Here is a 26027-nt window from a genome sequence, read left to right as displayed (position 1 = left end):
CGTTCAGTCGTGGTGCTGGAACGTTTGAGCATGCCTCCTCTCCGACGGGTCGATCAGCGGTCCGCCGACCCGGGGGCCGGTCTCGGACCAGGTCAGGTGGTGGAGGTGCAGCCGGCGCAGCCGCCCGGCCGCGTCCCAGGCATGGAAGGCGATGACGTCGCCGCCGTCCGGCCCGGTGACGATCGAGTTGTGGCCGGGACCGGCGAGACCGGGCCGGGTGGCCAGCAGCGGCGGCGTGCCCTCCGGCGCATGCCGCCACGGGCCGAGCGGGTGATCCGCGACCGCCCAGGCGACGGCGTACCCGGGGCCGGTCCAGGCGCCGCCGGAGTACGTCAGCCAGTACCGGCCGTTCCGGCGGACCACCGCCGGCCCCTCCAGGGTGTGCCAGTCGAACCGGCGGCCGTACATCTCGCGATCGCGCTGGTAGAGCTGCCAGTCCGCGTTCGGCGCCAGCACGTGCGCCGGCGGCGCCGCGAGCTCGGTCATGCTCGCCAGCGGCGCGACGGCCAGGTGCGTGCCGGGCCGCTGCGCGTCGAGCACGTCGCGGGCGAGGAACAGGTACCAGCGGCCGTCGACGTCGCGGAACGGGTGCGCGTCGATGGCGAACCGCTCTCCCGGGGTGAGCGAGACGCCGAGGTCGTCGAACGGGCCGAACGGGGTGTCGGCGCGAGCCACCCGCAGGTGGTGGCCGTCGATGCCGTGGCCGACGGAGTAGTACAGCCAGTAGGCGCCGTCGGCGTGGGCCACCTCCGGCGCCCAGAACTCGTCGCCCAGGCCGTCGGGCCGGCGCAGCACCGGCCCGCGCGGCTCCCAGACGCGCAGGTCCGGCGACCAGAGCGACTCGAAGACGTCACCGGGGTGCGCGGGTGTGGTGCCGTACGCCGCGTAGCCGCCGGGGACCGCGAGGACGAACGGGTCGGCGAAGTAGTCGGGGTGCGCCGGCTCCGTCATCGGTCGTCCTCCCCCGCCGGCCGCTGCGCCTGGGCGGCGTACTCGTCGGCCACCCGGGTCGGCTGCCGTTCGAGGTCGCCGTCGGCGGTCTCGTACAGGCGCACCAGCCCCATCCGGCGCAGGAACGGCGTCTTGCCGGCGGCCGGGTCGCCCAGCGACGGCGCCGGGCCGATGTCGACCGAGCCGTCCGCGGCCGTGCGGGCGACGGCGAACTCCTCGACGTTGGCGCCGCCGGCGGCCCAGGACCAGTCGACGAAGTCCAGCATCGGCCACCAGGTGTAGCCGCGCACGTCCAGGCCGCCGGCGCGCAGTCGGCGCAGCTCGGCGACGGAGTCGGTCAGCCACGCCTCGCGGCGGTCGTCGTCGCCCTCCACGCTGGTCTCGGTGACGAGCAGCGGCAGCCCGTAGCGGTCGCGGAAGGCCAGCAGCGCCTCGCGCAGCCCGTCGGCGCCGCGGTCGTAGGTGACCTGCAGGACCTCGCCGCCGACGGTGGTGAGGTTCCGCGGCGTGAGTTCCGGGTAGTAGTTCACCCCGATGAGGTCGACCGGCGCCGGGTGCGCCACCAGCTCGCCGAGCAGGTCCGCGTCGGCGCCGTGGCGCAGCAGCCAGTCGCGCATCGGGTGCTCGCCGGACACCCGGCCGAGGGCGAGGTCGGTGGGCAGCCAGCCGATGTCGGTGAGCAGCCGGCGCTGCGACTCCAGCCCCGGCTCGCTCGTGCGCACGTGCGTGGCCGCCTCGACGTGGACGATGCGGGCGTCCGGCTGCGCGGCCCGGATCGCGTGCGCGGCGCGGGCGATGCCGGCGGCGATCGGCACCGCGACCGCCGTCCAGCCGTCCCAGCCGGTCATCCGCGGTGGCCAGATGCCGCGCAGCCCGCAGAACGACGCCGTCGTCACCGGCTCGTTGAGCGGGGTGAAGTGGGTGATCCGGCCGGCGTAGCGCTCGGCCAGCGCGCCGGCGAACTCGGCGACGGCGTCGACGTAGCCCGGGTCGGCGAACGAGCCCGGCAGCCAGCGCGGCGTGCCGTAGTGCACGAGGTCGGCGACGAGCGTCAGGCCGAGGTCGCCGGCTGCGTACTCCGTCACCTCGTCCAGCCGGTCCCAGTCGAACGTGCCCGGCGCGACGTGCGTCCGCGGCCAGCTGACGCCGTAGCGGACCACCGTCGCGCCGAGCTTGCCGGCCAGCTCCAGGTCGTCGCGCCAGTGCTCGTCGTGACCGGTCAGCGCGTGCTCGTCCAGCGGCGGCGCCCCGTCCGGCGGATAGACGCAGGTGTCCTCGATGCCCACCGCCCAGGTGAGCGAGCCCGGGGCGAACGGTGGCCGAGTGGTCATTTGAGTCCCGTCGTCGCGACGCCGGCCACGAAGTACCGTTGCGCCAGGAAGAATGCGATGGCCAGGGGCAGCAGCGAGATCGTCGCGCCGGCCAGCAGCACCGCGTGGTCGATGACGTGCTGGCCGCCGAACAGCGTCAGCCCGGCCGGCAGCGTGCGCATGTCGGTCGAGCTGGTGACGATCAGCGGCCAGAGCAGGTCGTTCCAGAGGTTCATGAAGTGCAGGACGGCCAGCGTCGCCAGCGCCGGCTTGGCCAGCGGCAGGATGATCCGGAAGTAGATCCGCAGGTGCCCGGCGCCGTCGATGCGCGCCGCCTCGTCCAGCTCCCGCGGGATCGAGATGAAGAACTGCCGGAGCATGAAGATGCCGAACGCGCTGGTGGCGCGGGGCAGGATCAGGCCCTGGTAGGTGTCGAGCCAGCCGAGGTGGAACAGCTCCACGAACACCGGGATCAGCGTCACCTGGAACGGGATCATCAGGGTCGCGATCACCAGCCAGAAGCACAGCGTCGACCCGCGGAACCGGATCCGGGCCAGCGCGTAGGCGCACATCGAGTCGAACAGCAGGCACAGCAGCGTCGTGACGCCGGCGAACACGAAGCTGTTGACGATCAGCCGCAGGAACGGCAGCTCCGCCCAGATGCCGCGGTAGCCGTGCAGGCTCCACGTCGCGGGCCACAGCCGGTCGGGCGCGGCGAACAGGTCGGCCTCGGTGCGGAACGAGCCGGTCACCATCCAGACGAACGGCACCAGCGCGAACACCAGCCCGATGCCGAGCAAGATCCATTTCAGCGAGCTCTGGGCGCCCGCGCGCAGGTCAGTCGACATCGCGGTACCTGAACAGCTTCAACTGCAGCGCGGACAGCAGCAGGATCAGCGCGAACAGCACCCACGCGATCGCGGAGGCGTAGCCGATCCGGAAGTTCTCGAAGCCCTCGCGGAACATCATGGTGACGAGGGTGTCGGTGGCGAACAGCGGCCCGCCGTTGGTCATCACGTACACGAGATCGAACACCTGCAGCGAGTTGATGGTCATGATCATGGTGGCGAACAGCAGCGCCGGGCGGATCGACGGCAGCGTCACGTGCCGGGTCAGCCGCCAGCCGGAGGCGCCGTCGAGCCGGGCCGCCTCGTAGAGCTGGGCGGGCACGCCCTTGAGGGCGGCCAGCAGGATGATCATGGTGAAGCCGACGTTCTTCCACACGCTGACGAAGATGACGGTGGGCAGCGCGAGCGCCGGGTCCTGCAGCCACTGCACCGGGTCGCCGCCGAACCGCTCGATCAGCCCGCTCACCAGCCCGATCTGCGGGTCCAGCAGGAACCGCCAGACCAGGCCGATGACGGCGAGCGCGACGACCGTCGGGAAGAAGAACGCCGACCGGACGACCCGGTTGAACCAGCCGTCGCGCTGCAGCGCGGCCGCCGCGGCGTAGCCGAGCAGCAGCTGCAGCGCGACGCTGGCCACGGCGAAGATCACCGTGACCCGCAGCGCGTTCCAGAACCGCTCGTCGCCGAACAGCTCGGTGTAGTTGCCCAGGCCCAGCCACTCCTGGCTGTCGGCGCCGACCCTCCAGTCGTACAGGCTGTAGCGGAACGACTCGACGATCGGGTACGCGATGAACACCGCGATGATCGTCAGGCTCGGCGCCATGAACAGCCAGGCCGGCTGCCAGCGGATCCGGCGCCGCCGCGGCGTCGTCCCGGTGTCCGGGGCCGAGCCGCCCCGGCGGGCGACGCCTCGCGCGCCGCTCGCCGAGGCGGTGGACGTCGTCGACATCAGCTCTGGCAGCCCGTGATCGCGTCGATCCGCTCCGTCGCCGCCGCGGCCGCACCGGCCACGTCCTCGCCGCGGGTGATCTCGCCGATCAGCGGCACGTACCCCTCGGCGTCGACCTCGGTCGCGTTCGGCACGCCCTGCAGGTAGAGCCGCCCGCTCGGCAGCGCCGCCGCGAACGCCGAGACCACGTCGTTCGCCGCCAGCTCGGGGTCGTCGGCCAGGTCCGTGCGGACCGGCGGGAAGCCGCTGGCCAGCGCGAACTGCTTCTGCGCGTCCACTCCGGTCCACCAGGCGAGGAACTCCTGCGCCTCCTCCGGGTGGTCGGTGTTCGCCGAGACGGCGAGCGGGACGGTCGAGGCCAGCGTCACGTCACCGTCGACGCCGGTCGGCACCGGCGCCACGCCGAGGTCGATGCCGGCGTCGGTGTAGCCGGGCGCCGCCCACGGGCCGTTGAGCTGCATGGCCGCCTGGCCGGCGCTGAACAGCGCGTCGGACTCCGCACCCGTCAGCCCGACCGGCGCGACGCCGTCCTGCACGAGCTGCGCCCACGTGGTCAGGCTCTCGATGTTCTCCGGGCTGTCCAGGACCGAGCAGTTGTCGTCGCCGACGATGTCGCCGCCGTCCAGCCACTGCAGGATCGGCCACATCTGGATCGTCTCGCGCTCGGCCAGCGACAGGCCGTAGACGCCGTCGCCGGTGAGCTGCTGGGCGACGGCCCGGAAGTCGTCGACCGTCGCCGGCGGCGCGTCGACGCCGGCCGCGGCGAACAGCGCCTTGTTGTAGTAGAGCTGCAGCGTGGCGACGTTGGCCGGCACCGCGTAGAGCTCACCGTCCACCGTGAACGCCTCCACCGCCGCCGGCGCCAGCTGGTCCACGTTGATCTGGTCCTCGCCGTCGCCGACCGCGTCCAGCGCCAGCAGCGAGTCCGTCTCCAGGTAGCGGCCGATGACGTTCGGGTCGAAGTTGGGCGTCGCGAGGTCGGGACCCTGGCCGGTGCCCCAGGCCGACGGCAGCGTCTGGGCGATCGTGTCCCACGGCTGCACCTCCATCGTCACCTGGATGTCGTCGTGGGTCTCGTTGAACGTGGCGATCAGCTCCTCGTAGGCGGCGCGGTCGCCGCCGGTGAAGCCGGTCCACAACGTCAGCGCGACCGGGCCCGCGGCCTCCCCCGAGCCCCCGTCGTCGTCGGAACCGCCACACGCGGCCAGCGTCACCGCCGCCGCCGTGCCGATCGCGAGCAGCGCTGCTCGTGTTGCTCTCATTGCTTGTCCCCTCCTTGGGCCCGGCCCATCGGCTCGCAGCCACAGGACTGCCGGGCGATCAGCTCAACTGGCTGAACCGTGTGTGCCTCATCGGCGGCGACCCGAGCGCCGCCGATGAGGTCGAACAGGCGGTCGGTGGCCTGGGTGGCCATCCGCTCCGCGGGCACGTGCATCGTGCTGATCGACGGGGTGGTGACCCGGCTCAGCCCGAAGTCGTCGAAGCCGATCACCGCGAGGTCCTCCGGGACCCGGCGGCCGCGGCCGAGCAGGTGGCGCATCGCGCCGAACGCCATCTCGTCGTTCGCCGCCACCAGCCCGTCGACGTCGCCGAGTGCTTCGATCTGCGGCCCGGCCGCGGCGCCGGACTCCTCGCTGAAGTCCCCCTCGACGATGTACGTGCCGACACCGTGCCGGGCGGCCGCGGCGAGGAACCCGTCGCGGCGGTCGATGGCGCTCTGGTGGTCCAGCGGGCCGGTCAGGTGGACCAGCGCGCGGCGGCCGTGCGCCTGGATGAGGTGCTCGGTCGCCAGCTCCGACGCCCTGACGTCGTCGATGCCCACGCTCACGGCGTCGGGCAGGTACGGGAAGCGGCCCAGCAGCACGACCGGCAGGCCGTCGGCGACCAGCCGCTGGATCCCGTCGTCGGTGACCGCCGCGCTCGTCACGATGGCGCCGTCGACCGAGCCCGAGCGCAGCACCCGGTCGTAGGCGACCTTCCCGTGCGACTCGTCCGGGCTGGTCGAGATGACCACCTGGGCGTCGTTGCGGTTGGCGACGGCGGTGACGCCGGTCAGCACGTGCATGAAGTACGCGTGGCCGAAGACGTGCTGGCTGGTGTTCGGCACGATCAGCGCGATGGCGTCGGCCTTGCTGGCCCGCAGCGCCCGTGCCGCCGAGTTCGTCACATACCCCAGCTCGTCGGCGGCCTCCCGGATGCGGCGCTTGGTGTCGTCGCCGATGCGCGGGTGGTCCTGCAGCGCCATGGAGACGGCGGACACCGACACGCCGACCCGCTCCGCCACGTCCCGCAGCGTCGTGTTCGCCGCCACCTTGCGTCGCTCCGTCACCGCGGACCCCTTCGTCTGCTCTAACGTTCCAGCACCTCGGCCGAGTGGTTCTGCCGGCGTTGTGCGCTGGGGTTGCTCTAACGTTCCAGCACTGCCTTCAGCACGTCGCACCTCGTGGGTGGTGGGGACGCTGCTGGAACGTTGCAGCACACGTTAGGGTCATCCGCTGACGCCGTCAAGACCAGGCGGACGGACCCGGCCGTGGCCGGCCCGAACGATTGGACACCACCGGCCCGACGGACGGAGGATCGTCCACGTGTTCGCTGCGCTGGACAACACTCGCGAGGGCCTGGCCAGCGCCTGCGCGACCGGCCCGGTACGGGTATGAGTAGCTGGTCGCCTACGTCGACGAGTCGATCCGGATCCGCGACGGCGTGTACGTGATGGCCGCGTGCGCGCTCGAGGACGGGTCCGCAGCGGCGGCGCGCGACGCGATGCGCGAGCTGGAGCCGCGGCCAGGGCACCGGCTGCACTGGCACGACCGGATGCCGGCCGATCGCCTTGTGGCGGTCCGCACCGTCGCGCAGCTGCCGGCGCTGCACCTCGTGACGATCGGCGTCACGCTGGACCCACGGCGGCAGGAACGCGCACGCCGACAGTGCATGGAAGCGCTGCTGTTCCACCTCCAAGACGCCGGCGTGAGCCGGGTGTGGCTGGAGACTCGCAACGCAGCGGCCGACCGGCGCGACATCGAAGCCGTGCGGGCGGCTCGTGCCCGGCAGATCATCCAGTACGGCCTGCTGGTCGACCACGCCCGGCCGTCGGAGGAGCCGCTGCTGTGGCTGGCCGACATCGTCGCCGGTGCCGTCAGCGCGGCCGAAGGTGACGACCGGAGCTACCGCGACCCGCTGGCGCCGATGCTCACCGAACACCGCATCCAGCTCAGCTGAGGATCCCCCGTAGAAGCGCGGAGCCGAGGTCCCGGTATACCCCGGGGGTCCTCGGCCCACTTCCGACCCCAACCATGGGGCCAGCTCGCCACCCAGTGTACGCGAACGCATTGACGAACGCATATGCGTTCGCCGGACGATTCCAGCCATCGATAGCCTGGCGCCATGGCTGAGCGGGTGTCGAACGCCGAGGTCATCGCGTTTCGGCTGGCCGCGCACCATCTCGGCGAGCGGCTGGGCGACGACGGGTGGGTGGACGCCGCGGGCGGGTGCGGGATCCAGAACAGCCCGCCCGGGTCGGCGCTGCTGGCGCTGCACGCGCGGGTGCGCGACGTCACGCGGGAGCGGATGGACCGGGTGGTCGCCGAGGACAAGACGCTGCTGCAGACCTGGGCCATGCGCGGGGCGCCGTTCTTCGTCCCGACGAAGGACGCGCCCCTATTCACCACCGGCGTGCTCCCGCCCACCGACGAGGCGATGCAGCACTTCCTGCTCGGCGTCGGGCCGGCCGTGGACCGGCTCGGCCTGAGCCTGACCGAGGCGGTCGAGCGGACCGCCGCCGAGATCGAGGCGGTGCTGTCCGGCCGCCGGATCGCCATCGACGAGCTGGGGACGGAGCTGGCCGGGCGGATGGCCGGCGCGCTGCCGGCCGGACAACGAGCCGCCTGGGCGGAGGAAGGACCTTACGCTCCGGGCCAGCCGCTCGGCGAGGCCGTCGTCCACTTCTGCCTGCGCATTCTCACGTTGCGGGGCGTGGTGTGCTTCGCGCCGCGGGCCGGCAACAAGGCGCCGTTCGTCCTGGCCTCCGAATGGCTCGGCCGGCCGATCCCGGACGTCGACCCGGACACGGCGCGCGCCGAGCTGCTGCGCCGCTACCTGCACTGCTACGGCCCCTCCACCCGCGCCGACTTCGCCGCCTGGCTCGGGGTCCGGGCCGGCCACGCCGATCCGTGGTGGCGCCTGGTCGCGGACGAGCTGACGGAGGTCGACCACGCCGGCCGGTCGTGGCTGCTCACCGCGGACCTCGACGCGCTCCGGTCGGCGACGCTGCCGGCGGGGGTACGGCTGCTCCCGCCGCGCGACCCCTACACCCAGCTGCGCGACCGCGAGACGATCGTCGAGAAGAAGTTCCACCGCGACGTCTGGAGGACGGTCGGCGACCCGGGCACGATCCTGGCCGACGGCGCGATCGCCGGCATCTGGCGGCCGCGCAAGAGCGGCCGGACGCTGACCATCACCGTCACGCCGTTCGCCGCGCTGCCGAGGCGGACGGAGCAGGCGCTGCGGGACGAGGCCGAGCGGATCGCGCCACTGCGGGACGCGTCGGCGGTGGCGATCTTGATGGATCCTTAGCGCCCCGGCGGATGTGCGGCGACGGGGCGTGCTGAAAGACTTGACGGGTGGCAATCGGAACGGTGAAGTTCTTCCGGGCGGACAAGGGCTGGGGCGCCATCAGCTCGCCGGACGTCCCCGACGGCGCGGACACGTGGGTGCACTTCAGCGTCATCGACATGGACGGGTTCCGCGAGCTGGCCGCCGGTGACCGGGTCGAGTTCTCCTACGAGCAGGTACAGCAGGACAGCTTCCGCTTCCGCGCGACCCGGGTCCGCAAACTGCCCCGCGAGCGCCGACAGACCGGCTGATCAGCGGCGGCTCGAGCGCGAACCGTGGTCGTCCCGTCTGACGCGGCGCGTGCGCGTCAGGATGATCGATAGGCGTCGGCGCGGTGCACGACGGCCACCACCGTGACTCGGTGGCGCTCGTCGTCGATGCGATAGATCACGCGGTAGGTGCCGCGGCGTGCGCTGTGCCGATCGTCCATCGGCGGCCGGAGTCGCTTCCCACCCGGTGGGGGTTGTCGAGCGGCGGGGCGGTGATGAACTCATGCGCGGCGAGCGGTCAGTGAGATGGTGAGCTCGAAGCGTTCACCGCTCGCGTGCGGCTCGGTACTGCATCGCTTCGGCCAGTTCCTGCTCGGTCTCCTCTTCACCGCGGGCCAGCTGGGCGTCGGACGCGATGAGCTGACGCACCGCGTCGGTGTCGGCGAGAACCGCGATGGTCTCCTCGAGCGCCTCGAGGTGCACCTTCGCTTCGGCCAGTGCCAACGTCTCCGCCATGGTCACGAGTATGACCGGTTTCCCCGGCGTGGCCGTGCGGCAGCCCGACCGTCACCGGCCGGGGGGACGATGCCGTTCTCGTAGGCGAAGACGACGACCTGCACGCGGTCGCGCAGCCCGAGCTTGGCCAGGATCCGCCCGACGTGGACTTTGACGGTCGCCTCGGAGACGAAGAGGCGGGCGGCGATCTCGGCGTTGGCGCGGCCGCGGGCCAGCTCGTCCAGCACCTCCCGCTCACGCTCGGTGAGCTGATCCAGCCGCTCGTCGATGGGCGAACGGCCGGTCGGCGTCGGGAGGTGGTGGGCGAAGGCCTCGATCAGCCGGCGGGTGATGGCCGGCGCGACGGCCGCGTCGCCGGACGCGACCACGCGGATGCCGGCGAGCAGGTCGGCCGGTGTCGCGTCCTTGAGGAGAAACCCGCTCGCGCCGGCCCGCAGCGCCGCGAACACGTACTCGTCGAGGTCGAACGTGGTGAGGACGAGGACCCGGGTGGCCAAGCCGGCGGCCACGATCTGCCGGGTGGCCTCGATCCCGTCCATCGTGGGCATCCGCACGTCCATCAGCACGACGTCGGGCCGCAGCGCCCGCGTCATGGCGACGGCCTCGGCGCCGGTGCCGGCCTCGCCGACCACGTCGAGGTCCGGCTGCTGCTCGAGCAGGGCGCGGAACCCCAGCCGCAGCAGCGCCTGGTCGTCGGACAGCAGCACCCGGATCGTCACGTGTCCTCGCCCGTCGTCAGTGGCAGCCGCAGGTGGACGCGCCAGCCGGCGCCCGGGCAGGGACCGGCCTCGACCCGCCCGCCGAACGACGCCGCCCGCTCGCGCATCCCGGTGAGCCCATGTCCCGGCGCTGGAGCAGCGCCGGCCCGCCGTCCCGCGCCGTCGTCGACGATCTCCACGTCGACACCGGCCGCCGAGTAGCGCAGCCGGACCTGCGCCTTCGCCCGCGGGCCGGCGTGCTTCATCGTGTTCGTGAGCGACTCCTGGACGACGCGGTAGACGGTGAGGCCGGCGCCTGGGCCCCAGTCGCGCGGCACGCCCTGACGGGTGACGGCGACGTCCACGCCCGCGGAACGCACCTGGCCGACCAGCTCGTCGATGTCGTCGAAACCGGGCTGCGGGGCGGGCGCTCCCGCCGGCACCTGGTCGGACTCGCCGTCGCGCAGCAGGCCGACCAGCCGCCGGATCTCCCCCAGCGCCTCGCGCCCGGTCGCCGACGCCTTCTCCATCATCCCCACGGCCCGCTCCGGCGCCACGGGCGTCGTGGCGGCCGCGCCGTCGGACAGGGCCACCATGACGGCCAGGTTGTGCGCGACGATGTCGTGCATCTCGCGGGCGATCCGGGCCCGCTCGGCGGCGACGGCGAGCCGGGCCTGCTGGTCCCGTTCCCGCTCCAGCCGGTGGGCCCGTTCCTCCACCTCGGCGAGGTAGGCGCCACGGGTCTGGACGGTGACGCCCAGCAGCGCCGCTGCCCCGAAGAGGCCGGCCAGCGCGACGACGTCCCACCACGGCCCGCCGTTGCTCACCCAGCCGATGGCGAACGGGACGACGAGCGCGGCCGGCGCCCACAGGTGCCGCCGCGACCGGTGCCGGGCGACGGTGTACAGGGCGATCATCGGGACGACCAGCAGCGAGAACCCGCTGACATTGTCGGCGTCGCCGTCGCCGACCCACAGCAGCCCGATCAGCACGATCGCCCAGAAGACCACGACGGGCGCCCGCCGCCGCCACACGAGCGGCAGGTGGAACGCGGCGAACCACACCCAGCCGGCGCCGGAGACCTGGCCCAGCTCGGCCGCGGCCTGCGCCGACACCACCGCGAGCAGCCCCGCCAGGACGGCGTCGGCCACCCGCGGGTGCCGCCGGGCCGCGACCTTGAGGGCCGTCATGGCCATCAGCGTACGGTCCACGCTAGGCGTCGCGGGCCTGCAGCACGGTGGCGCCACCGGCCAGGAAGACCAGGATCCAGCCGGCCAGCACGAGCGCGCCGGACCCGGGCGACAGCAGCCACGGGAACGTCTGGCTCTCCCCGACCGCGTACATGGCCTGGCCGGAGAACGTCGGCACGTAGGGCAGCACGTCGTCCTCGACCCGGTCCGGGAGCATCGGCCCGAGCAGCGCCGGCACGACCAGGACGGCGCCGACGTACGCGGCCAGCGCGCCGGCCGTGTGCCGCAGCATCGTGCCGATGCCCAGCCCGAGCAGCGCCAGCCCGACCGGGGCGGCCGCCGCGCCGAACGTCGCCCGGACGACGCCGGGGTCGGCCAGCGTCACGTCGCCGGCCGGGCCGGCGAACGCCTGGTGCGCCAGGAACGAGGCGAAGCACACCACGACGCAGAACGGCAGCGTCGCCGCGACCAGCACGAGCGCCTTGGCCGGCAGCACCGGCCGCCGGCGCGGCACCGCCGTCAGCGTCGCCCGGATCAGGCCCGAGCCGTACTCGCCGGTCATCAGCACGACGCCGAACACGCCGAGGATCAGCGACAGGCCGTCGACCCCGATGAACGCGTTCTCGACGGCCGCGCGGACGGACCCGTCGCCGCCGTCCTGCCGGCTCGCCCAGCCGACGATCGAGGCGAGGGCGACGGTGAGCAGGCCGGCCAGGCCCAGCACCCACCACGTCGACCGCAACGACCACAGCTTGGTCCACTCCGACCGGACCACTCGCCCGAAGCTCAGCCGGTACTGCGCAGTCATGCCGCGCTCCTCTCCCGCTCGTCCCGGTACTCCACCGAGTCGCCGGTCAGCTCCATGTAGGCCTGCTCCAGCGAGGCGCGGGCCGGGGTCAGCTCGTGCAGCGTCAGGTCGTGCCGGCGAGCCACCTCACCGATCGTCTCCACGGCGAGGCCGCTGACCTGCAGCTGCCCCGACGCCTCGCTGGTCACCCGGGCGCCCCGCCGCACCAGCAGGTCGCTCAGTTCGGCCGCGCGCGGCGAGCGCACCACCGTCCGGTCCACGACGACCCGCGCGATCAGCTCGTCGACGGACGTGTCGGCCAGCAGCCGGCCCCGGCCGATGATCACCAGGTGCTCCGCCGTCACCGCCATCTCGCTCATCAGGTGGCTGGAGACGAGGACGGTGCGCCCCTCCGCCGCCAGCTCCTTGAGGAGCGTGCGCACCCACAACACGCCGTCCGGGTCCAGGCCGTTGACCGGCTCGTCCAGGATCACCACGGCGGGGTCGCCGAGCAGCGCGGCGGCGATCCCGAGCCGCTGGCTCATCCCGAGGGAGAACCCGCCGGCCCGGCGGTGCGCCACGGACTCCAGCCCGACCGCGCCGAGCACCTCGTCGACGCGCCGGGCGGGCAGGCCGTGGGTCTGCGCCAGCGCCAGCAGGTGCCGGCGGGCGCTGCGGCCGCGGTGGACCGCCTTCGCGTCCAGCAGCGCGCCGACCTCGCACAGCGGCGCCCGGTGCCGGGCATAGGCCACGCCGCCGACGAGGGCGGCCCCGCCGGTCGGCCGGTCCAGCCCGACGATCATGCGCATCGTGGTCGACTTGCCGGCGCCGTTGGGCCCCAGGAACCCCGTCACCTGGCCGGGACGGACGGTGAAGGAGAGCCCGTCGACCGCGATCGTCCGGCCGAAACGTTTGGTCAGTTCCGCTATCTCGATCATGCGATCGACGCTACGGAGCCGGCCTCCGTCCCCGCGTTCCTCTCGCGGCTAGTCCTCCGTGCCGCCGCGTACGCCTCGGGTCGTACGGCCGGCGGTCCGCGGGTCGCTCATCAGCCGCTCGGCCGCGAACGTCAGCGTCCGGGCTATCCGCGGGACGTCCTTGAGCGGGAAGCGGCTGGCCGGGGCGCTCATGCTCAACGCGGCCGGTACCCGGGTGCCGGCGATGCCGACGGCGACGCAGCGGCCGTCGGCCTCGTTCTCCTGGTCGTCGACGGCGCGGCCGCTCTGGCGGACCTTCTCGAGCTCCTCGACGAACCGGTCGACGGACGTGATGCTGCGGGGCGTGCGCCGCGGCATCACGACGCCGGCCAGCAGCTCGCGCACCCTGGCCTCGGGCAGCTGCGCCGCGATGGCCTTGCCCAGCGCCGTGCAGTAGAGCGGGTCGCGGCCGCCGGGCGGGCTGACCATCCGCACCTGGCGCGGGCTCTCGGCGACCTCGACGTAGCGGACGGTGTTGCCGTCGAGGACGCCGAGGTTCACGGTCTCGCCGGTCTCGTCGCGCAGCTTCTCCAGCCACGGCCGGGCCCGCTCCTTGAGCAGGTCCAGGTCGCGCGACTGCATGCCGACGAAGCCGAGCCCGAGCCGGTAGCGCCCGTCGCCGTCGCGCTCGACGTAGCGGTGCCGCTCCAGCGTCCACAGGTACCGGAACGCCGTCGCCTTGGCCATCCGGATGGAGCGGTGCAGCTCCACCAGGGCCATCGGCTCCGGCGACTCCTGCAGCACGTTGAGCATGGAGACGACCCGCTCGACGGACCGGTTGTTGTACTTCTTGATCTGCTCGGGCGTGGCCGTGGCGGGGTCGGGCGCGGCGGTGATGTCCAGGGCGTCCTCGTCGATCTCGTCGGTCATCGTTCTCTCCTCATCGGAACACCCAGCCGCCGTCGACGGTGACGACCTGCCCGGTCACGAACGCGCTGTCGTCGCTGGCCAGGTAGACGAAGGTGGCCGCGAGGTCGGCGGCGTACCCGCGACGCGGCAGCGACTGGCGCGCCACGACCTCGTCGAACAGCGCTCGCTCGTCGTCGAACAGCTCGGTCTCCTGTTCGGTCCGGATCGCGCCCGGCATGACGGCGTTGACGCGGATGCCCTCGGCCCCGAGCTCGCGGGCCAGCGCCCGGGTGATCCCGACCAGGCCCGCCTTGCTCGCGGTGTAGTGCAGCGATCCGGGCTGGCCGGTCTCGGCCATGATGCTGGTGACGGTGACGATGGCGCCGTGCCCGGACGCGGCCAGGTCCGGGTGCGCGGCCCGGGCCAGCAGCCAGGTGGCGCGCAGGTTCACGGCCTGGACGTGGTCCCACTGCTCGACGGTGATGTCGCGCCAGTGCGCCTGCCCGCCGGCCGCCGCGTTCGCCACGACGATGTCCAGCGGGCCGAGCGCGGACCGGGCCTGGTCGACGAGATCGGCCGGTCCGTGCGGGTCGCCGAGGTCGGCCTCCGCGGTGACGACCCGCGCGCCGCCGGCCGCGAGCTCGTCGGCCAGCCGGGCCGCCTCGGCCGTGCGGGCCACCCGCGGCTCATGGGCGAGGGCGACGGCCGCGCCCTCGGCGGCGAAGGCACGCGCGGCCGCGGCGCCGATGCCGCGCGAGGCGCCGGTGACGAGCGCGACCCGCCCGGCCAGCCGGCTCATCGGACCGACTCCGGGTCGAACCGGGCGGCGGGCTCGAACGGGTACATCGGCCGGCGGCGGTGACCGAACTCGAACACCGACGGGTCGGCGCTGGTGGAGCCGGGTGTGTCGGCCCAGATCAGGCGGCTGGCGATGGGCTCGAACGCCGCCCGCGGTGCGTGCACGCCCTTGGCGACGATGATCGGCACGGCGGCCGGGTCGATGCCGAGCGTGCTGAACTGCAGCCGGCTCCAGGTGCCCTCCGGCCGCGAGTGCAGCGCCAGCAGGAACCCGTCGTCGGTGCGCACGCCCGCCGACGTGCCCAGGTCGAACACGCGAGCGCCGGCGTGGGTGGCCGTCGTGTCCTCGAACCGGCCGTCGGTGACGGCGATGACCTCGCCGCGGATCGGGAACGGCTCGCCGTGCCGGTCGTCGACCTTGCCGCCGACGGTGAGGTCGACCCGGGCGCCGACGCCGGCGGCCGCGCAGGACAACGCGACCGCGGGGTCGTACACGCACTGCGCCACCCCCTTGACGCCGAGCCGGCGGGCCGCGTGCAGCACGTGGGTGGAGTCGCCGGGGCTGCCGCCGCCGACGTTGTCGCCCATGTCCAGCACGAGCACCGGGCCGTCGGCGCCGTCGGCCGCGGCGCCGGCCTGCCGCATCGCCTCCTCGGTGCCCGGCGCCGTGCCCACGAACTCGGCCCGGCGCTCCCACGTGGCGGCGGCGACGGTGCGCGCGGCGTCGGCGGCGAGCGCGGGGTCGGCGTCGGCGACGGCGACCACCGACATGCCCATCTCGGCGACGTCGGCGTACGGGAACCCCTCGACCAGGCTGACCGAGAGCACGCCGGGACGGCGTTCCTGCTCGCGGGCCAGGGCGAGCAGCCCGCGCATCGGCTCCTGCCCGGTGCCCATGCGCAGGATGCCGGCCGCCAGCGGCAGTTGGGCCAGCGCCAGCACCGGCCGGATCTCGCCGCGGATCGTCCGGGCCAGCAGCCGGGCACAGGCCAGGCCCTGCTCGCGCGCGTCGACATGCGGGTTGGTCTGGTAGACGGTGACGACGTCGGCGTGCTCGACCAGCTGCCGCGAGATGTTGGCGTGCAGGTCGAGCGTGACGCCGATCGGGACGTCCGGTCCGACGGCGGCGCGCACCCGGCGCAGGAACTCGCCGTCGGCGTCGGGGTGCCCGTCGGCGACCGCCGCGCCGTGCTGCGGCAGCAGGACGCCGTCCCACGGGCCCTGGTCCCGCAGCCGCGCCAGCATGAGGCCGGTGAGGTGCTCGAACGCCTCGGCCGTGCTGGCGCCGGTGGGCGTGATCCAGCTGTACGCCAGCGGGACGACCTCGGCGGCGGGGTCCTCGGCCGCGTAGCCGAAGTAGCCGGCGAGGATGGACTCGGAGCGTTCGTGCCGATCCCGGATCTCCTCGCCCTCCAGGATCCCCGCCAGCCGCCACGCCGCCAGCGTCGCCGCGGACGGGGCGAACGTGTTCGCCTCGTGGCCGAAGCCCACCAGCGCCAGACGCATCAGGCGCCCGCCTGCGCCGCGGCGGCGGCGAACCGCTCCAGCGTCGCCGCCAGCTCCTTGTCCGCGTGGGCCGCCGAGACGTACCAGATGCCGCGGCCGGCGACCCACACACCGTGGTCGGCCAGGGTGTGCGAGAACGCCGCGTAACGGTCCAGGTCCAGCCCGGCCAGACCGGCGTAGTCGCGCACCGGGGCGGGGTCGCCGAAGGACACGTGGAAGGCCATCGGCAGCCCCTGCGCGCGCAGCGGCAGGCCATGGTCGCCGCCGATCTCGACGATCGAGCGCATCAGCGAGGCGCCGTACGCCTCCAGCCGCTCGTACGGCGGGTCCTCCCGCAGCGCCCGCAGGCTGGCGATGACCGCGGCGCAGGCCGGCACCGAGCCGTTGAAGGTGCCCGCGTGGACGACGCCGCCGGCGAACAGGTCCATCAACTCCGCGGAACCGGCCAGCGCCGACACCGGCCAGCCACCGGCCATCGCCTTGCCGTAGACGGCGAGGTCCGGCCGCACCCCGAACCGCTCCGCGGCGCCGCCCAGCGCGACCCGGAAGCCGGTGATGACCTCGTCGAAGATGAGCACCACCCCGTGCGCGTCGCACAGCCGGCGCACCTCGGCGAGGAACCCCTCGGCCGGCGGGATGGCGCCGTTGTTGAACATCACCGGCTCCACGATCACCGCGGCGATGTCGTCGTGCTCGGCCAGCGTCGCCTCCAGCGCGGCGGCGTCGTTGAACGCCAGCACGTACGACTCGGCGATCCCGTGCGGCAACTGCCCGGCACTGCCCGGCGCCGGCTTGCCGTCGACCATCGTCATGAGGACGTTGTCCAGCCAGCCGTGGTACGTCCCGGCGAACCGGACGAACTTGGTGCGCCCGGTGGCCGCCCGGGCCAGCCGCAGCGCCGCCTGGTCGGACTCGGTGCCGGTGACGCCGAAGCGCACCCGCTCGGCCCAGCCCACGGTGTCGAGGAACAGCTCGCCCGCCTCGTTCTCCAGCACATGGTTCGCGCCGAACACCGAGCCCCGCCGGGCCTCGGCGGCGACGGCGTCGTTCACCCGCGCCGGCGCGTGGCCCAGGAAGTTCGGCCCCTGACCGAGCAGATAGTCCACATAGTCGCGGCCGTCGACGTCGTAGAGCCAGGCGCCCTCACCGCGCTCGAAGAAGATCGACGGCGCGCTCAACCGGACATTCGAGTGCACACCGCCCGGCGTGAGCTCACGGGCACGGCTGGCGAACGCGGCAGAGCGCTCGAGAACGGTGGACAACCTCGCCTCCCAGGCGGTGACGGAACATCGATGGCGTTTCATTAGACGGAACACTTGGTTCTAACTGCCGAAAGCATACGGGACGAAATCCGTCCTGCCTACCCGCGTCTCACCGGCCGGCGCCGCGCATCGCCGCAGGCCACGGGTGTCCGCGCAGGGCGAGGCGGCCCGGCCGAACCGCTCGGTCGAGCATCGCGACGGAGACGTTCAGTCGCCGGGCGGGCGTGCCTCCGGCTCGTCCCGCGGCCGGGTCGAGAGCGCCGAGAACTCGCGGGCCGCCTCGGTGAGCGCCTCGGCGACGTGCGGGACGTCGTCCATGCCGAGCCGGGACAGCGGCGCGGACAGGCTCATCGAGATCGGCAGCCGCAGGCCGTGCACCGGCACCGCCACGCAGCGGCTGTCCGGCTCCCCCTCGCGGTCGTTGATGGCGTAGCCGCGCTCCCGGACCCGGGCCAGCTCGCGCAGGTAGGCGTCCGGGTCGGTGATGGTGTGCTCGGTGTAGCGCGGCATGCCCTCGCGCTCCAGCAGCGCGCGCACCTCACCGTCGGGGCGCCAGGCGGTGAACACCTTGCCGAAGGCGGAGGCGTGGATCGGGTAGCGCATGTTCGGCTGCTGGACGGTCCGGGTGGCGCGCTGGCTCTCGACGATCGCCAGGTAGTAGACGCCGCCGCGGTCGAACATGCCCAGGCTGACGGTCTCGCCGAACTCGTCGCGCAGCTTCTCCAGGTACGGGCGGACCCGCTGGGTGATGACGTCGAGGCGCTCGGAGTTCAGCGCCAGCCCGACGAGGAACCGGCCGTCCTCGCCGCGCTCGACGTAGCCGCGCGCCTCGAGCGCGGTCAGGTAGCGGAAGGCCGAGCTCTTCGGCAGCTTGACGGCCCGGGTGACGTCGACCAGCGTCAGCCCCTCGGGCCGCTGCTGGATCAGGTCGAGGATGTCGCACACGCGCTCGACGGCGCGGATCGGGTAGGTGGCGTCGTTGCTCATCGGAGTGCTCCAGAGGGGACGAGCGCGTCGGACGGCAGTCCCAGCGACGCCGGCCGGGTGGCGGCGATGCCGGCGACCGGGGTCCCGGGATGGACGTGCGCCCTGCGGCGCAGGGTGACGACGTGACCGGCCGCGGTGGCCAGGATGTGCTGCAGGACCCGCGCCTGCGGGTCGACGACGGTGCCGACCGGCTGGCCGGCCTGGACCCGGTCCATCAGGGCGACCTCCGCGTGGAACATCCCGCCGGCGGTGGCCTGCGAGAACATGTCGACGTCACCGTCGCCGTGCAGCCATACCGGCACCGTAGCGGTCCGCGCCGGCCGGGCGGGGAGCATCGCGAGATCCGCCAGCACCCGCCGCACGCCGGACACGTAGGCGTCGAGGTTCCGGTCGTCGAGGACGCCGCCCATCGGCGACTCCGCGTAGATGGCCGGGATGCCCAGGTCGCGGGCCACGGTGAGCGTGCGGCCGGGGCCGAGCGAGCCGTGCGTCCACACCACCGGCGCGCCGAAGGCCACCGCCAGCCCGACCGCGCGGCTGGCCGCCTCCGACCCGTCGTCGAGGCACCCGGCGAACAGCGGCATCTCGGTCTCGGGACTGGACGTGTGCAGGTCGATCAGCACGTCGGCCGTGCGCAGCAGCCGCTCGGTCACCAGGTGGGCCAGCCGCTCGGTGTCCGAGCCGTCGGCGCGCCCCGGGAACACCCGGGCCAAGTTGAGGCCGTCGCCCGGACCGACGCGGCTGTCGGCCTGGTAGGCCGCCTCGTGCGTGACGGGGACGACGCGCAGCCGGCCGGCCCGCAGCGGCAGCGGCTTCCGGGTGAGCCGTCCCGCGGCCACGATCCCGCCGACCTCGTTGCCGTGCACCCCGCCGAGGATCACGACGGTCGGCCCGGGCACGCCGCTGTCCAGCTCGTGCACGTCCAGCCCCGGCCCACGCGGCCCGGTCCGCAGCCGGTGCTCGCGCCATGCCGCGCTCATCGGGTCCGCCCCAACAGCGCGTCGAGGCGGGCCGGCACCTCGTCCGGCGGGATCACCGGCACGTCGCCGTCCGGCGCCAGTCGCGCCAGCGCGTCGCGGTCCTTGTAGCCGGCGCCGGTGAGCACGATCGCCACCCGGTCGTCGCGGTGCAGCCGGCCGGCCCGGGCGTCGGCGAACAGCCCGGCCAGCGCGGTGGCGCCGGCCGGCTCGACCAGCACGCCGCAGCGGGCCAGCTGCTCCTGCGCCCGCCAGATCTCCTCGTCGCCGATCTCGACGGCGTGCCCGCCGGACTCGCGCACCGCGCCGACGGCTCCGTCGGTGTCGTACAGCGCGGCCATCTGCAGCCCAGACACCGTCGTCTCCACGGTGCCGGCGATGCCGCCGGGGTGCCCGTCGAGGGCACGGCGCAGCGCCGCGGACCCGGACGGCTGGACGCCGACGAGACGCGGCCCGTGCCCGAGCTCGCGGTAGCCGCGGTGCACGCCGGTGAGCAGGCCGCCGCCGCCGACCGGCAGGTACAGCGCCGTCAGCTCCGGCGCCTGCTCGGCCAGCTCGTAGGCGATCGTCGACACGCCCCGCATGGCCTCGGGGGCGTAGTGGAACGCGGTCAGCATCGGCGCGAAGCCGCGCCGCTCCGCCTGCTCGGCGATGGCGTCGGCGACGGCGCGGGTGGAGGCGGCGTCGTGCCCGACGCCGGCCACCCGGTGCACCGTCGCGCCCATCACCAGGATCTCGCGCAGCTTCACCGGCGCCGTGTCGGTGAGCGTGAACAGGATCGCCCGCGACCCGGCCGCCGCGGCGTACGCGGCCGCCGCCGCGCCGCCGTTGCCCGACGACGTCCCGACGGTCCCGGCCAGCCCGTGCTCGTTCACCAGCGAGTAGGCGACCGACGCGATGCGCGCCTTGAACGAGCCGGTCGGGTTGCGGTCCTCGGCCTTGGCCAGCACCGACGCGACGCCGAGGAGGCGGCCGAACGGCTCGGTGAGGTCCAGCACCGGGGTGCCGCCCTCGCCCAGGCTGACGATGCTCTTGGCGGCGACGGCCGGCAGCCGGTCCGCGTAGCGCCACATGCCCTCTCTCACGATGCCGTCCTCCCGGCCGGTCCGCTGGTCAGCTCCGCCTCGGCGGCGAAGTGGCAGGCCGAGTCCGCTCCGCCGGGGGTGCGTACCTCCAGCGCCGGCCGCTCGGCCCGGCAGCGCTCCTCGGCCTTCCAGCACCGGGTGTGGAACGGGCAGCCGGCCGGTGGGTCGGCCGGGCTCGGCAGGTCGCCGGTGAGCAGGATCCGGCGGTCCAGGTCGCGCAGCCGGGGGTCCGGCACCGGGACGGCGGACAGCAGCGCCTGCGTGTACGGGTGAGCCGGCCGGGTGAAGACCGTGTCGGCGTCGCCGTACTCGACGATGTGCCCGAGGTACATCACCGCCACCCGGTGCGCGAGGTGCTGGACCACGGCCAGGTCGTGCGCGATGAACAGGTACGCCACGCCGAGCTGGCGCTGCAGCCGGGCGAGGAGGTTGACCACCTGCGCCTGGATGGACACGTCCAGCGCGGACACCGGCTCGTCCAGGATCAGCAGCCGCGGCTCCAGCGCCAGCGCGCGGGCGATGCCGACCCGCTGCCGCTGCCCGCCGGAGAACTCGTGCGGGTACCGGTTGACGGCGTCGGCGCCGAGGCCGACCAGCTCCAGTAGCTCGACGACGCGGGCCCGGCGCGACCGCCGGTCGCCCACGCCGTGGATCTCCAGCGGCTCGGCGAGGATGTCGCCGACCGGCATCCGGGCCGGCAGCGAGGCGAACGGGTCCTGGAAGACGAACTGGATGTCCCGGCGGACCGCACGCAGCTCGCGCGGCTTCATCGCGGCCAGGTCGCGGCCATCGAACCGGACGGTGCCGGCCGTGGGCTGGTGGAACCGCATGATCGTCTTGCCGACGGTGGACTTGCCGCAGCCGGACTCGCCGACCAGCGCCAGCGTCTCGCCCCGTCCGATCCGGAACGACACGCCGTCGACCGCGCGGACGGTGGCGACCTGGCGCTGCAGGACGCCCCCGCGGATCGGGAAGTGCTTCACCAGCCCGTCGACGGACAGCAGTGGATCGGCGCCGCTCATGCCACCTCCTCCGCCGCCAGCTCGGCATGGAAGTGGCAGGCGCTGACGTGGCCGGCGGCGACCTCCGTCAGAGCCGGCTGGAAGCCGCACTCGGCCCGTCCGCCGGACAGGTCGCAGCGCACCCGGAAGGAGCACCCGTCCGGCAGCCGGCGCGGGTCCGGCGGCTGTCCGCCGATGGCGGGCAGCTCGTCGCGCCGCTCTCCCAGCCGGGGCAGACTGCGCAGCAGTCCGCGGGTGTAGGGGTGCCGGGGCCGGTGGAAGATCGAGTCGACGTCGGCGGTCTCGACCACCCGGCCGGCGTACATCACCACCACCCGCTCGGTCATCTCCGCGATGACCCCGAGGTCGTGGGTGATCATCACCAGTGCGGCGTCGTGCTCGCGCTGCACCCGGCGCAGCAGGTCCAGGATCTGCGCCTGGATGGTGACGTCGAGCGCGGTCGTCGGCTCGTCGGCGATGATCAGCCGGGGCCGGTTCGCCATGGCCATCGCGATCATCGCGCGCTGGCGCATCCCGCCGGAGAACTGGTGCGGGTACTGCCGGGCCCGCTCCTTCGGCGACGGGATGCCGACCTCGGCCAGCAGCTCCGCCACCCGCGCTCCGGCCGCGCGCCGGGACAGGCCGGCCTGGTGCCGGCGCAGTCCTTCGGCGATCTGCTCGCCGATGGTCATGACCGGGTTCAGCGCCGTCATCGGGTCCTGGAAGACCAGCCCGATGTCGCGGCCGCGGATCTGCTCCAGCTCGCGTTCCCGCAGCGCCAGCAGGTCCCGCCCGGCGAACCGGGTGGTGCCCGACACGACCCGGCCCGACGACGGCAGCAGGCCCAGCACGGACGCCACCGTCACGCTCTTGCCGGAGCCGGACTCGCCCACGATCCCGACCGTCTCGCCGGGCATGACGTGGTAGCCGGCGCCGTTGACGGCCGGCACGACGCCGCCCTCCACCCGGAACTCGGTGACCAGGTTCTCGATCGACAGCAGCGGCTCGGTCATCGGGCCGCCCTCGGGTCGGCGGCGTCGCGCAGGCCGTCGCCGACGAAGTTGACCGCGAGGACGGTCAGCGCGATCGCGATGCCCGGCGGCAGCCAGAGCCACGGCATCGACTCCAGGATGGTCAGCGACTGTGCCTCGTTGAGCATGTTCCCCCAGCTCGCGGTCGGCGGCGGGACGCCGAGACCGATGAACGACAGCGCCGCCTCCAGCAGGATGGCCTGCGCCACCTCCAGCGTCGCCACCACGGTGAGCGGCGCGACGACGGCGGGCACGACGTGCTTGCGCAGCACCCGGCCCGGGCCGGCGCCCAGCCCGGAGACAGCCTGGACGGAGTCCTGCTCGCGCAGCGACAGCGTCAGGCCGCGGACGATCCGGAACGCGACCGGCCAGTGGAACAGGCCGATGCCCAGGATCAGCGCCGTCACGCTGGGCCCGACGAAGGCCACCACGACGATCACGATGATCAGCGTCGGGAACGACAGGACGACGTCGGTGATCCGGCTGAGCACCGCGTCGACCCAGCCGCGGAAGTACCCGGCGACGGCGCCGAGCACGAGCCCGATGGTCGTCGTCAGGGCGGCGACGCTGAGCCCGACCAGCAGCGACACCCGGCCGCCGGCGGCCAGCCGGGCCAGCACGTCGCGCCCGGCCGAGTCGGTGCCCAGCAGGTGCCCGTCGCCCGGGCCCTGCCGGATCGCCGTCGGGTCCACCGCGTTCGGGTCGTCCAGGAAGAACGGCAGCACGACGGCGGCCAGGCCGAACAGCACCAGCAGCACCAGCCCGGCCACCGCCACCTTGTGCCGCCGGAACCGCCGCACGGCCAGCTGCCCCGGCGACAGCGAGCCCGGCCCGGCCGGCGGCGTCACGGTGTCCAGTGCGGTCATGCGCGTGCTCCAGACAGTCGGATGCGAGGGTCGATGATCGCGTAGGCGATGTCGGCGATCAGGTTGCACAGCAGCACCAGCACCGCGACCGCCATCACGAACCCGAGCAGGATCGGGTAGTCGCGGGCGCGGACGGCGTCCAGCGCCATCCGGCCCATCCCCGGCCAGGCGAAGATCTGCTCGATGATCACCGCGCCGGCGAACAGCGTCGGTATCTGCACCGCGACGACGGTGACCAGCGGGATCAGCGCGTTGTGCAACGCGTGCCGGCCGATCACTCGCCGTCGCGCCAGGCCCTTGGAGCGGGCCGTCGTCAGATAGTCCTGGCCGAGGACCTCCAGCATCGCCGCCCGCGCGTAGCGCACGTACGGCCCGGCCAGCGCGAACCCGAGAATGCCCGCGGGCAGCACCAGGTGGCGCAGCGAGTCGGCCAGCCCGCCGCCGCCGGCGCTGTTGATGCCGGCGGTCGGCAGCCAGCCCAGCTTCAGGCCGAACACGTAGATGCCGATGAGCGCGACGAAGAAGCTCGGGATCGAGATGGCGATCAGGCTGAGCACCGTCGCGCCGTAGTCGACGGCGGTGTTGCGCCGCATCGCGGCGAGGATGCCGACCGGGATGCCGACCAGCAGCGCGATGACCAGCCCGGTCCCCATCAGCCGGGCGGTCGGCCCGAACCGCTCCAGCATGATCTCGGTCACCGGCCGCTGGGTGCTGTAGGAGAAGCCGAGGTTGCCCTGGACGAACTCCCCGATCCAGCGGACGTACTGCACGAACAGGGACTGGTCCAGGCCCAGCTCCTCGCGTCGCTGCTGTACGGCCGCCGCCCGGTCGCCGCTGAAGCTGAACGGGTCGACCATCATCTCCGCCGGGTCCCCCGGCATCAGCTGCAGCAGCACGAACAGCAGAACGCTGATGCCGGCGAGGACCACGACGGAGATCGCCAGGCGGCGGATGATGAACGAGAGCACGTCAGCTGCTCACGGTCCACTCGGCCGCGTTCCAGAAGGCGTCGACCGTCGACGGGTTCAGCTCGAAGCCCTGCAACCGGTCGCTGGTGGCCGCGAGCGTGTTCGGCACGTAGAGCACGAAGATCGGCACCTCCTCGTTGACGATGCGCTGCGCCTGCGCGTAGATCTCCTCCCGCTCGGCCTGGTCGGTGGTGGCGACGCCCTGCTGGAGCAGCGCGTCCAGCTCCTCGTTGCAGTACGCGGAGATGTTCGCGCCGCCGACCTGCGCGCACGTCAGCCGGGCGTTCATCGACGCGGGGTCGATGGTGAACAGACCATAGCCGGAGATGAGCAGGTCGAAGTCGCGCTTGCCGATCGACTCGGACAGCTGGGCCGCCTCGTACGGCTGCACCTGGGCGTTGATGCCGACCTCCTGCAGCTGGGCGGCGACGATGGTCGTCGCGGTGTCCCGGTCGCGCTGGCCGGGCACGATTTCCAGGCGGACCTCTGTCGCCGGGTCCCAGCCGGCCTCGGCCAGCAGCTCGCGCGCCTTGTCCGGGTCATACCCGTAGTGGACGAGGTCGTCGGGCATCGCCCACTCCGGGCCGTGCACCAGCGTGTCGATGACCTTGCCCTCACCGGACAGGACCTCCTCGACCAGCGCCTCGCGGTCGATCGCGTACATGATCGCCTGCCGGACCCGCGGGTCGGCCAGCTTGCCCGAGTCATGGGCGGTGTGCAGCGCCAGCACGCCCGGGCCCTCGGCCCGGTGCAGCGTGACGCCGTCCAGACCCTCGACCCGGGCGACGTCGGGCGCCGCCACCTGGGCGAAGTCGATCTCGCCGGTCTCCAGCTGAGCCGACGCCACGTCGGTGGTCACGTACTGGGTGAAGATCCGGTCCAGGCCCAGCTCGTCGCGGTACTCCGGGTTGGCCGCGAACTCGACCTGGTCGTCGGTGACCCAGCGCTGGAACACATACGGCCCGAGGCCCACGGTGGGCTCGCGGAAGAACGGGTTCTCCGCCAGGCCCTCCAGCGGCAGCTCACTGACGACGTGCTCGGGCAGGATGAACAGGATCGGCTGCACGAGCTCGTCCAGCAGCGCGACGTTCGGCTGGTCGAGCTGGATGACGAAGGTGTGCTCGTCCGGCGCCTGGAAGCCGGCGACGGAGTCGGCGGTGCCGTCGGCCAGCGCGGCCGCGCCGGTGACGGTGCCGAACTTGCCCGCGTAGGCGCTGCCGGTGGCCGGGTTGGCGTACAGGTTGTAGGTGAAGACGACGTCGTCGGCCGTGAACGGCTCGCCGTCGCTCCACACCACGTCGTCGCGCAGCTGGAAGGTCCAGGTCGTGCCGCCCGGCGACACCTCCCAGCTCTCGGCCAGGCGGGCGCCGTACTCGCCGTCGGGGGTCGCCGACACCAGGGAGTCCCAGTGCAGCTGCTCCATCAGGTGGTCCGGGCCGATCGACGCCAGCAGCGGGCTGAAGCCGCGCGGCGCCTGGTAGAGCTGCACCGTCACCTCGCGGTCGCCGGCCGGCGCGCCGGAGCCGCCGCCCGTCGAGCCGGTGTCCTCGTCGGGACCGGAGCAGGCGGCCGCCGCCAGCAGGGCCAGGCCGGCCAGAGCTGCGGCGATCGACCGATTACGTCGTCCAATCACGGTAGTGCCCCTTCGATG

General features: G+C 73.4%; 27 protein-coding genes. 3 read left to right on the top strand and 24 right to left on the bottom strand.

Features of this window, described 5'->3' with window-relative positions:
- Window positions 1-3: 3 nt before the first annotated feature.
- The 6 genes from C1I92_RS00700 to C1I92_RS00675 are packed head-to-tail and all read right to left on the bottom strand — an operon-like array spanning window position 4 to window position 6387.
- On the bottom strand, window positions 4-951 hold the full coding sequence (locus C1I92_RS00700; protein ID WP_111252723.1) for a glycoside hydrolase family 43 protein: 948 nt from the start codon (window positions 949-951) through the stop codon (window positions 4-6).
- Complete coding sequence (locus C1I92_RS00695; RefSeq protein ID WP_111252722.1) at window positions 948-2282, bottom strand: family 1 glycosylhydrolase; 1335 nt, start codon at window positions 2280-2282, stop codon at window positions 948-950. The genes C1I92_RS00700 and C1I92_RS00695 overlap by 4 nt, the downstream gene beginning before the upstream one ends.
- Entirely contained in the window at window positions 2279-3109 is an 831-nt protein-coding gene (locus C1I92_RS00690; protein WP_199520821.1) for a carbohydrate ABC transporter permease, read from the bottom strand. The genes C1I92_RS00695 and C1I92_RS00690 overlap by 4 nt, the downstream gene beginning before the upstream one ends.
- A complete protein-coding gene (locus tag C1I92_RS00685; RefSeq protein ID WP_111252721.1) occupies window positions 3099-4058 on the bottom strand; it encodes a carbohydrate ABC transporter permease in 960 nt (319 codons plus the stop codon). The genes C1I92_RS00690 and C1I92_RS00685 overlap by 11 nt, the downstream gene beginning before the upstream one ends.
- Window positions 4058-5320 (bottom strand): sugar ABC transporter substrate-binding protein, encoded by a 1263-nt coding sequence (locus tag C1I92_RS00680; protein WP_111252720.1) that lies wholly within the window; start codon window positions 5318-5320, stop codon window positions 4058-4060. The genes C1I92_RS00685 and C1I92_RS00680 overlap by 1 nt, the downstream gene beginning before the upstream one ends.
- Complete coding sequence (locus tag C1I92_RS00675) at window positions 5317-6387, bottom strand: LacI family DNA-binding transcriptional regulator (RefSeq protein WP_158563848.1); 1071 nt, start codon at window positions 6385-6387, stop codon at window positions 5317-5319. The genes C1I92_RS00680 and C1I92_RS00675 overlap by 4 nt, the downstream gene beginning before the upstream one ends.
- A gap of 332 nt (window positions 6388-6719) precedes the next feature.
- Between C1I92_RS00675 and C1I92_RS00670 the strand changes: the two genes are divergently transcribed.
- The 3 genes from C1I92_RS00670 (at window position 6720) to C1I92_RS00660 (ending at window position 8920) form a co-directional block, all read left to right on the top strand.
- Window positions 6720-7277 (top strand): DUF3800 domain-containing protein, encoded by a 558-nt coding sequence (locus tag C1I92_RS00670; protein ID WP_325048080.1) that lies wholly within the window; start codon window positions 6720-6722, stop codon window positions 7275-7277.
- Between the two features lie 165 nt (window positions 7278-7442).
- Window positions 7443-8630 (top strand): winged helix DNA-binding domain-containing protein, encoded by a 1188-nt coding sequence (locus tag C1I92_RS00665; RefSeq protein ID WP_111252717.1) that lies wholly within the window; start codon window positions 7443-7445, stop codon window positions 8628-8630.
- A 47-nt stretch (window positions 8631-8677) separates the two neighbouring features.
- Window positions 8678-8920 carry a cold-shock protein gene (locus tag C1I92_RS00660; RefSeq protein WP_111252716.1) on the top strand — a complete coding sequence of 81 codons (243 nt, stop codon included), beginning with the start codon at window positions 8678-8680 and terminating at the stop codon, window positions 8918-8920.
- 56 nt (window positions 8921-8976) lie between these two features.
- Here C1I92_RS00660 and C1I92_RS00655 read toward each other — a convergent pair whose 3' ends face one another.
- The 18 genes from C1I92_RS00655 to C1I92_RS00570 all read right to left on the bottom strand — a co-directional run bounded on the left by C1I92_RS00655 (window position 8977) and on the right by C1I92_RS00570 (window position 26009).
- Window positions 8977-9099: a type II toxin-antitoxin system RelE family toxin gene (locus C1I92_RS00655; RefSeq protein ID WP_199520830.1), complete on the bottom strand. Its 123-nt coding sequence runs from the start codon at window positions 9097-9099 to the stop codon at window positions 8977-8979.
- A gap of 103 nt (window positions 9100-9202) precedes the next feature.
- Window positions 9203-9394, bottom strand: coding sequence for a hypothetical protein (locus tag C1I92_RS00650; protein WP_199520820.1), 192 nt, complete (start codon window positions 9392-9394; stop codon window positions 9203-9205).
- Window positions 9395-9396: 2 nt separating this feature from the next.
- Window positions 9397-10113, bottom strand: coding sequence for a response regulator (locus tag C1I92_RS00645; protein ID WP_111252714.1), 717 nt, complete (start codon window positions 10111-10113; stop codon window positions 9397-9399).
- The gene (locus tag C1I92_RS00640) at window positions 10110-11282 is read right to left on the bottom strand and encodes a sensor histidine kinase (protein WP_199520819.1); all 1173 of its coding nucleotides are present in this window, start codon (window positions 11280-11282) and stop codon (window positions 10110-10112) included. The genes C1I92_RS00645 and C1I92_RS00640 overlap by 4 nt, the downstream gene beginning before the upstream one ends.
- Before the next feature lie 22 nt (window positions 11283-11304).
- Window positions 11305-12090, bottom strand: a complete 786-nt coding sequence (locus tag C1I92_RS00635) for an ABC-2 transporter permease (RefSeq protein ID WP_111252713.1) — start codon at window positions 12088-12090, stop codon at window positions 11305-11307.
- Window positions 12087-13007, bottom strand: coding sequence for an ABC transporter ATP-binding protein (locus C1I92_RS00630; RefSeq protein ID WP_111252712.1), 921 nt, complete (start codon window positions 13005-13007; stop codon window positions 12087-12089). Before C1I92_RS00630 ends, C1I92_RS00635 begins: the two co-directional genes overlap by 4 nt.
- A gap of 48 nt (window positions 13008-13055) precedes the next feature.
- A complete protein-coding gene (locus C1I92_RS00625) occupies window positions 13056-13916 on the bottom strand; it encodes an IclR family transcriptional regulator (RefSeq protein ID WP_111252711.1) in 861 nt (286 codons plus the stop codon).
- A 10-nt stretch (window positions 13917-13926) separates the two neighbouring features.
- Complete coding sequence (locus tag C1I92_RS00620; protein WP_111252710.1) at window positions 13927-14694, bottom strand: SDR family NAD(P)-dependent oxidoreductase; 768 nt, start codon at window positions 14692-14694, stop codon at window positions 13927-13929.
- Window positions 14691-16199, bottom strand: a complete 1509-nt coding sequence (locus C1I92_RS00615) for a M81 family metallopeptidase (RefSeq protein ID WP_111252709.1) — start codon at window positions 16197-16199, stop codon at window positions 14691-14693. The genes C1I92_RS00620 and C1I92_RS00615 overlap by 4 nt, the downstream gene beginning before the upstream one ends.
- A complete protein-coding gene (locus C1I92_RS00610; RefSeq protein WP_199520818.1) occupies window positions 16199-17377 on the bottom strand; it encodes an aspartate aminotransferase family protein in 1179 nt (392 codons plus the stop codon). Before C1I92_RS00610 ends, C1I92_RS00615 begins: the two co-directional genes overlap by 1 nt.
- 291 nt (window positions 17378-17668) lie before the next feature.
- Window positions 17669-18448: an IclR family transcriptional regulator gene (locus C1I92_RS00605; RefSeq protein WP_111252707.1), complete on the bottom strand. Its 780-nt coding sequence runs from the start codon at window positions 18446-18448 to the stop codon at window positions 17669-17671.
- Window positions 18445-19428, bottom strand: a complete 984-nt coding sequence (locus C1I92_RS00600) for a succinylglutamate desuccinylase/aspartoacylase family protein (RefSeq protein WP_111252706.1) — start codon at window positions 19426-19428, stop codon at window positions 18445-18447. The genes C1I92_RS00605 and C1I92_RS00600 overlap by 4 nt, the downstream gene beginning before the upstream one ends.
- A complete protein-coding gene (locus C1I92_RS00595) occupies window positions 19425-20510 on the bottom strand; it encodes a pyridoxal-phosphate dependent enzyme (RefSeq protein WP_146604965.1) in 1086 nt (361 codons plus the stop codon). Before C1I92_RS00595 ends, C1I92_RS00600 begins: the two co-directional genes overlap by 4 nt.
- Window positions 20507-21532 carry an ABC transporter ATP-binding protein gene (locus C1I92_RS00590; protein WP_111252704.1) on the bottom strand — a complete coding sequence of 342 codons (1026 nt, stop codon included), beginning with the start codon at window positions 21530-21532 and terminating at the stop codon, window positions 20507-20509. Before C1I92_RS00590 ends, C1I92_RS00595 begins: the two co-directional genes overlap by 4 nt.
- Window positions 21529-22524, bottom strand: a complete 996-nt coding sequence (locus C1I92_RS00585; protein WP_111252703.1) for an ABC transporter ATP-binding protein — start codon at window positions 22522-22524, stop codon at window positions 21529-21531. The genes C1I92_RS00590 and C1I92_RS00585 overlap by 4 nt, the downstream gene beginning before the upstream one ends.
- Window positions 22521-23408, bottom strand: coding sequence for an ABC transporter permease (locus tag C1I92_RS00580; RefSeq protein WP_111252702.1), 888 nt, complete (start codon window positions 23406-23408; stop codon window positions 22521-22523). The genes C1I92_RS00585 and C1I92_RS00580 overlap by 4 nt, the downstream gene beginning before the upstream one ends.
- On the bottom strand, window positions 23405-24376 hold the full coding sequence (locus C1I92_RS00575; RefSeq protein WP_111252701.1) for an ABC transporter permease: 972 nt from the start codon (window positions 24374-24376) through the stop codon (window positions 23405-23407). Before C1I92_RS00575 ends, C1I92_RS00580 begins: the two co-directional genes overlap by 4 nt.
- A 1-nt stretch (window position 24377) precedes the next feature.
- Window positions 24378-26009 carry an ABC transporter substrate-binding protein gene (locus C1I92_RS00570; protein WP_111252700.1) on the bottom strand — a complete coding sequence of 544 codons (1632 nt, stop codon included), beginning with the start codon at window positions 26007-26009 and terminating at the stop codon, window positions 24378-24380.
- Window positions 26010-26027 lie beyond the last annotated feature (18 nt).

It is taken from the genome of Jiangella anatolica (assembly GCF_003236295.1).
Lineage (GTDB): Bacteria > Actinomycetota > Actinomycetes > Jiangellales > Jiangellaceae > Jiangella > Jiangella anatolica.
Note: the sequence above shows the minus strand (reverse complement) of the source record. Positions and strands in the feature narration are given on the sequence as shown.

Coding starts and splice junctions, on each gene's coding strand:
- C1I92_RS00590 (WP_111252704.1), bottom strand. CDS start 21,532: ATGAGCGGCGCCGATCCACTGCTGTCCGTCGACGGGCTGGTGAAGCAC.
- C1I92_RS00620 (WP_111252710.1), bottom strand. CDS start 14,694: ATGAGCCGGCTGGCCGGGCGGGTCGCGCTCGTCACCGGCGCCTCGCGC.
- C1I92_RS00690 (WP_199520821.1), bottom strand. CDS start 3,109: ATGTCGACTGACCTGCGCGCGGGCGCCCAGAGCTCGCTGAAATGGATC.
- C1I92_RS00665 (WP_111252717.1), top strand. CDS start 7,443: ATGGCTGAGCGGGTGTCGAACGCCGAGGTCATCGCGTTTCGGCTGGCC.
- C1I92_RS00605 (WP_111252707.1), bottom strand. CDS start 18,448: ATGAGCAACGACGCCACCTACCCGATCCGCGCCGTCGAGCGCGTGTGC.
- C1I92_RS00655 (WP_199520830.1), bottom strand. CDS start 9,099: ATGGACGATCGGCACAGCGCACGCCGCGGCACCTACCGCGTGATCTAT.
- C1I92_RS00615 (WP_111252709.1), bottom strand. CDS start 16,199: ATGCGTCTGGCGCTGGTGGGCTTCGGCCACGAGGCGAACACGTTCGCC.
- C1I92_RS00600 (WP_111252706.1), bottom strand. CDS start 19,428: ATGAGCGCGGCATGGCGCGAGCACCGGCTGCGGACCGGGCCGCGTGGG.
- C1I92_RS00700 (WP_111252723.1), bottom strand. CDS start 951: ATGACGGAGCCGGCGCACCCCGACTACTTCGCCGACCCGTTCGTCCTC.
- C1I92_RS00585 (WP_111252703.1), bottom strand. CDS start 22,524: ATGACCGAGCCGCTGCTGTCGATCGAGAACCTGGTCACCGAGTTCCGG.
- C1I92_RS00625 (WP_111252711.1), bottom strand. CDS start 13,916: ATGACCGACGAGATCGACGAGGACGCCCTGGACATCACCGCCGCGCCC.
- C1I92_RS00640 (WP_199520819.1), bottom strand. CDS start 11,282: ATGACGGCCCTCAAGGTCGCGGCCCGGCGGCACCCGCGGGTGGCCGAC.
- C1I92_RS00685 (WP_111252721.1), bottom strand. CDS start 4,058: ATGTCGACGACGTCCACCGCCTCGGCGAGCGGCGCGCGAGGCGTCGCC.
- C1I92_RS00635 (WP_111252713.1), bottom strand. CDS start 12,090: ATGACTGCGCAGTACCGGCTGAGCTTCGGGCGAGTGGTCCGGTCGGAG.
- C1I92_RS00580 (WP_111252702.1), bottom strand. CDS start 23,408: ATGACCGCACTGGACACCGTGACGCCGCCGGCCGGGCCGGGCTCGCTG.
- C1I92_RS00680 (WP_111252720.1), bottom strand. CDS start 5,320: ATGAGAGCAACACGAGCAGCGCTGCTCGCGATCGGCACGGCGGCGGCG.
- C1I92_RS00630 (WP_111252712.1), bottom strand. CDS start 13,007: ATGATCGAGATAGCGGAACTGACCAAACGTTTCGGCCGGACGATCGCG.
- C1I92_RS00695 (WP_111252722.1), bottom strand. CDS start 2,282: ATGACCACTCGGCCACCGTTCGCCCCGGGCTCGCTCACCTGGGCGGTG.
- C1I92_RS00650 (WP_199520820.1), bottom strand. CDS start 9,394: ATGGCGGAGACGTTGGCACTGGCCGAAGCGAAGGTGCACCTCGAGGCG.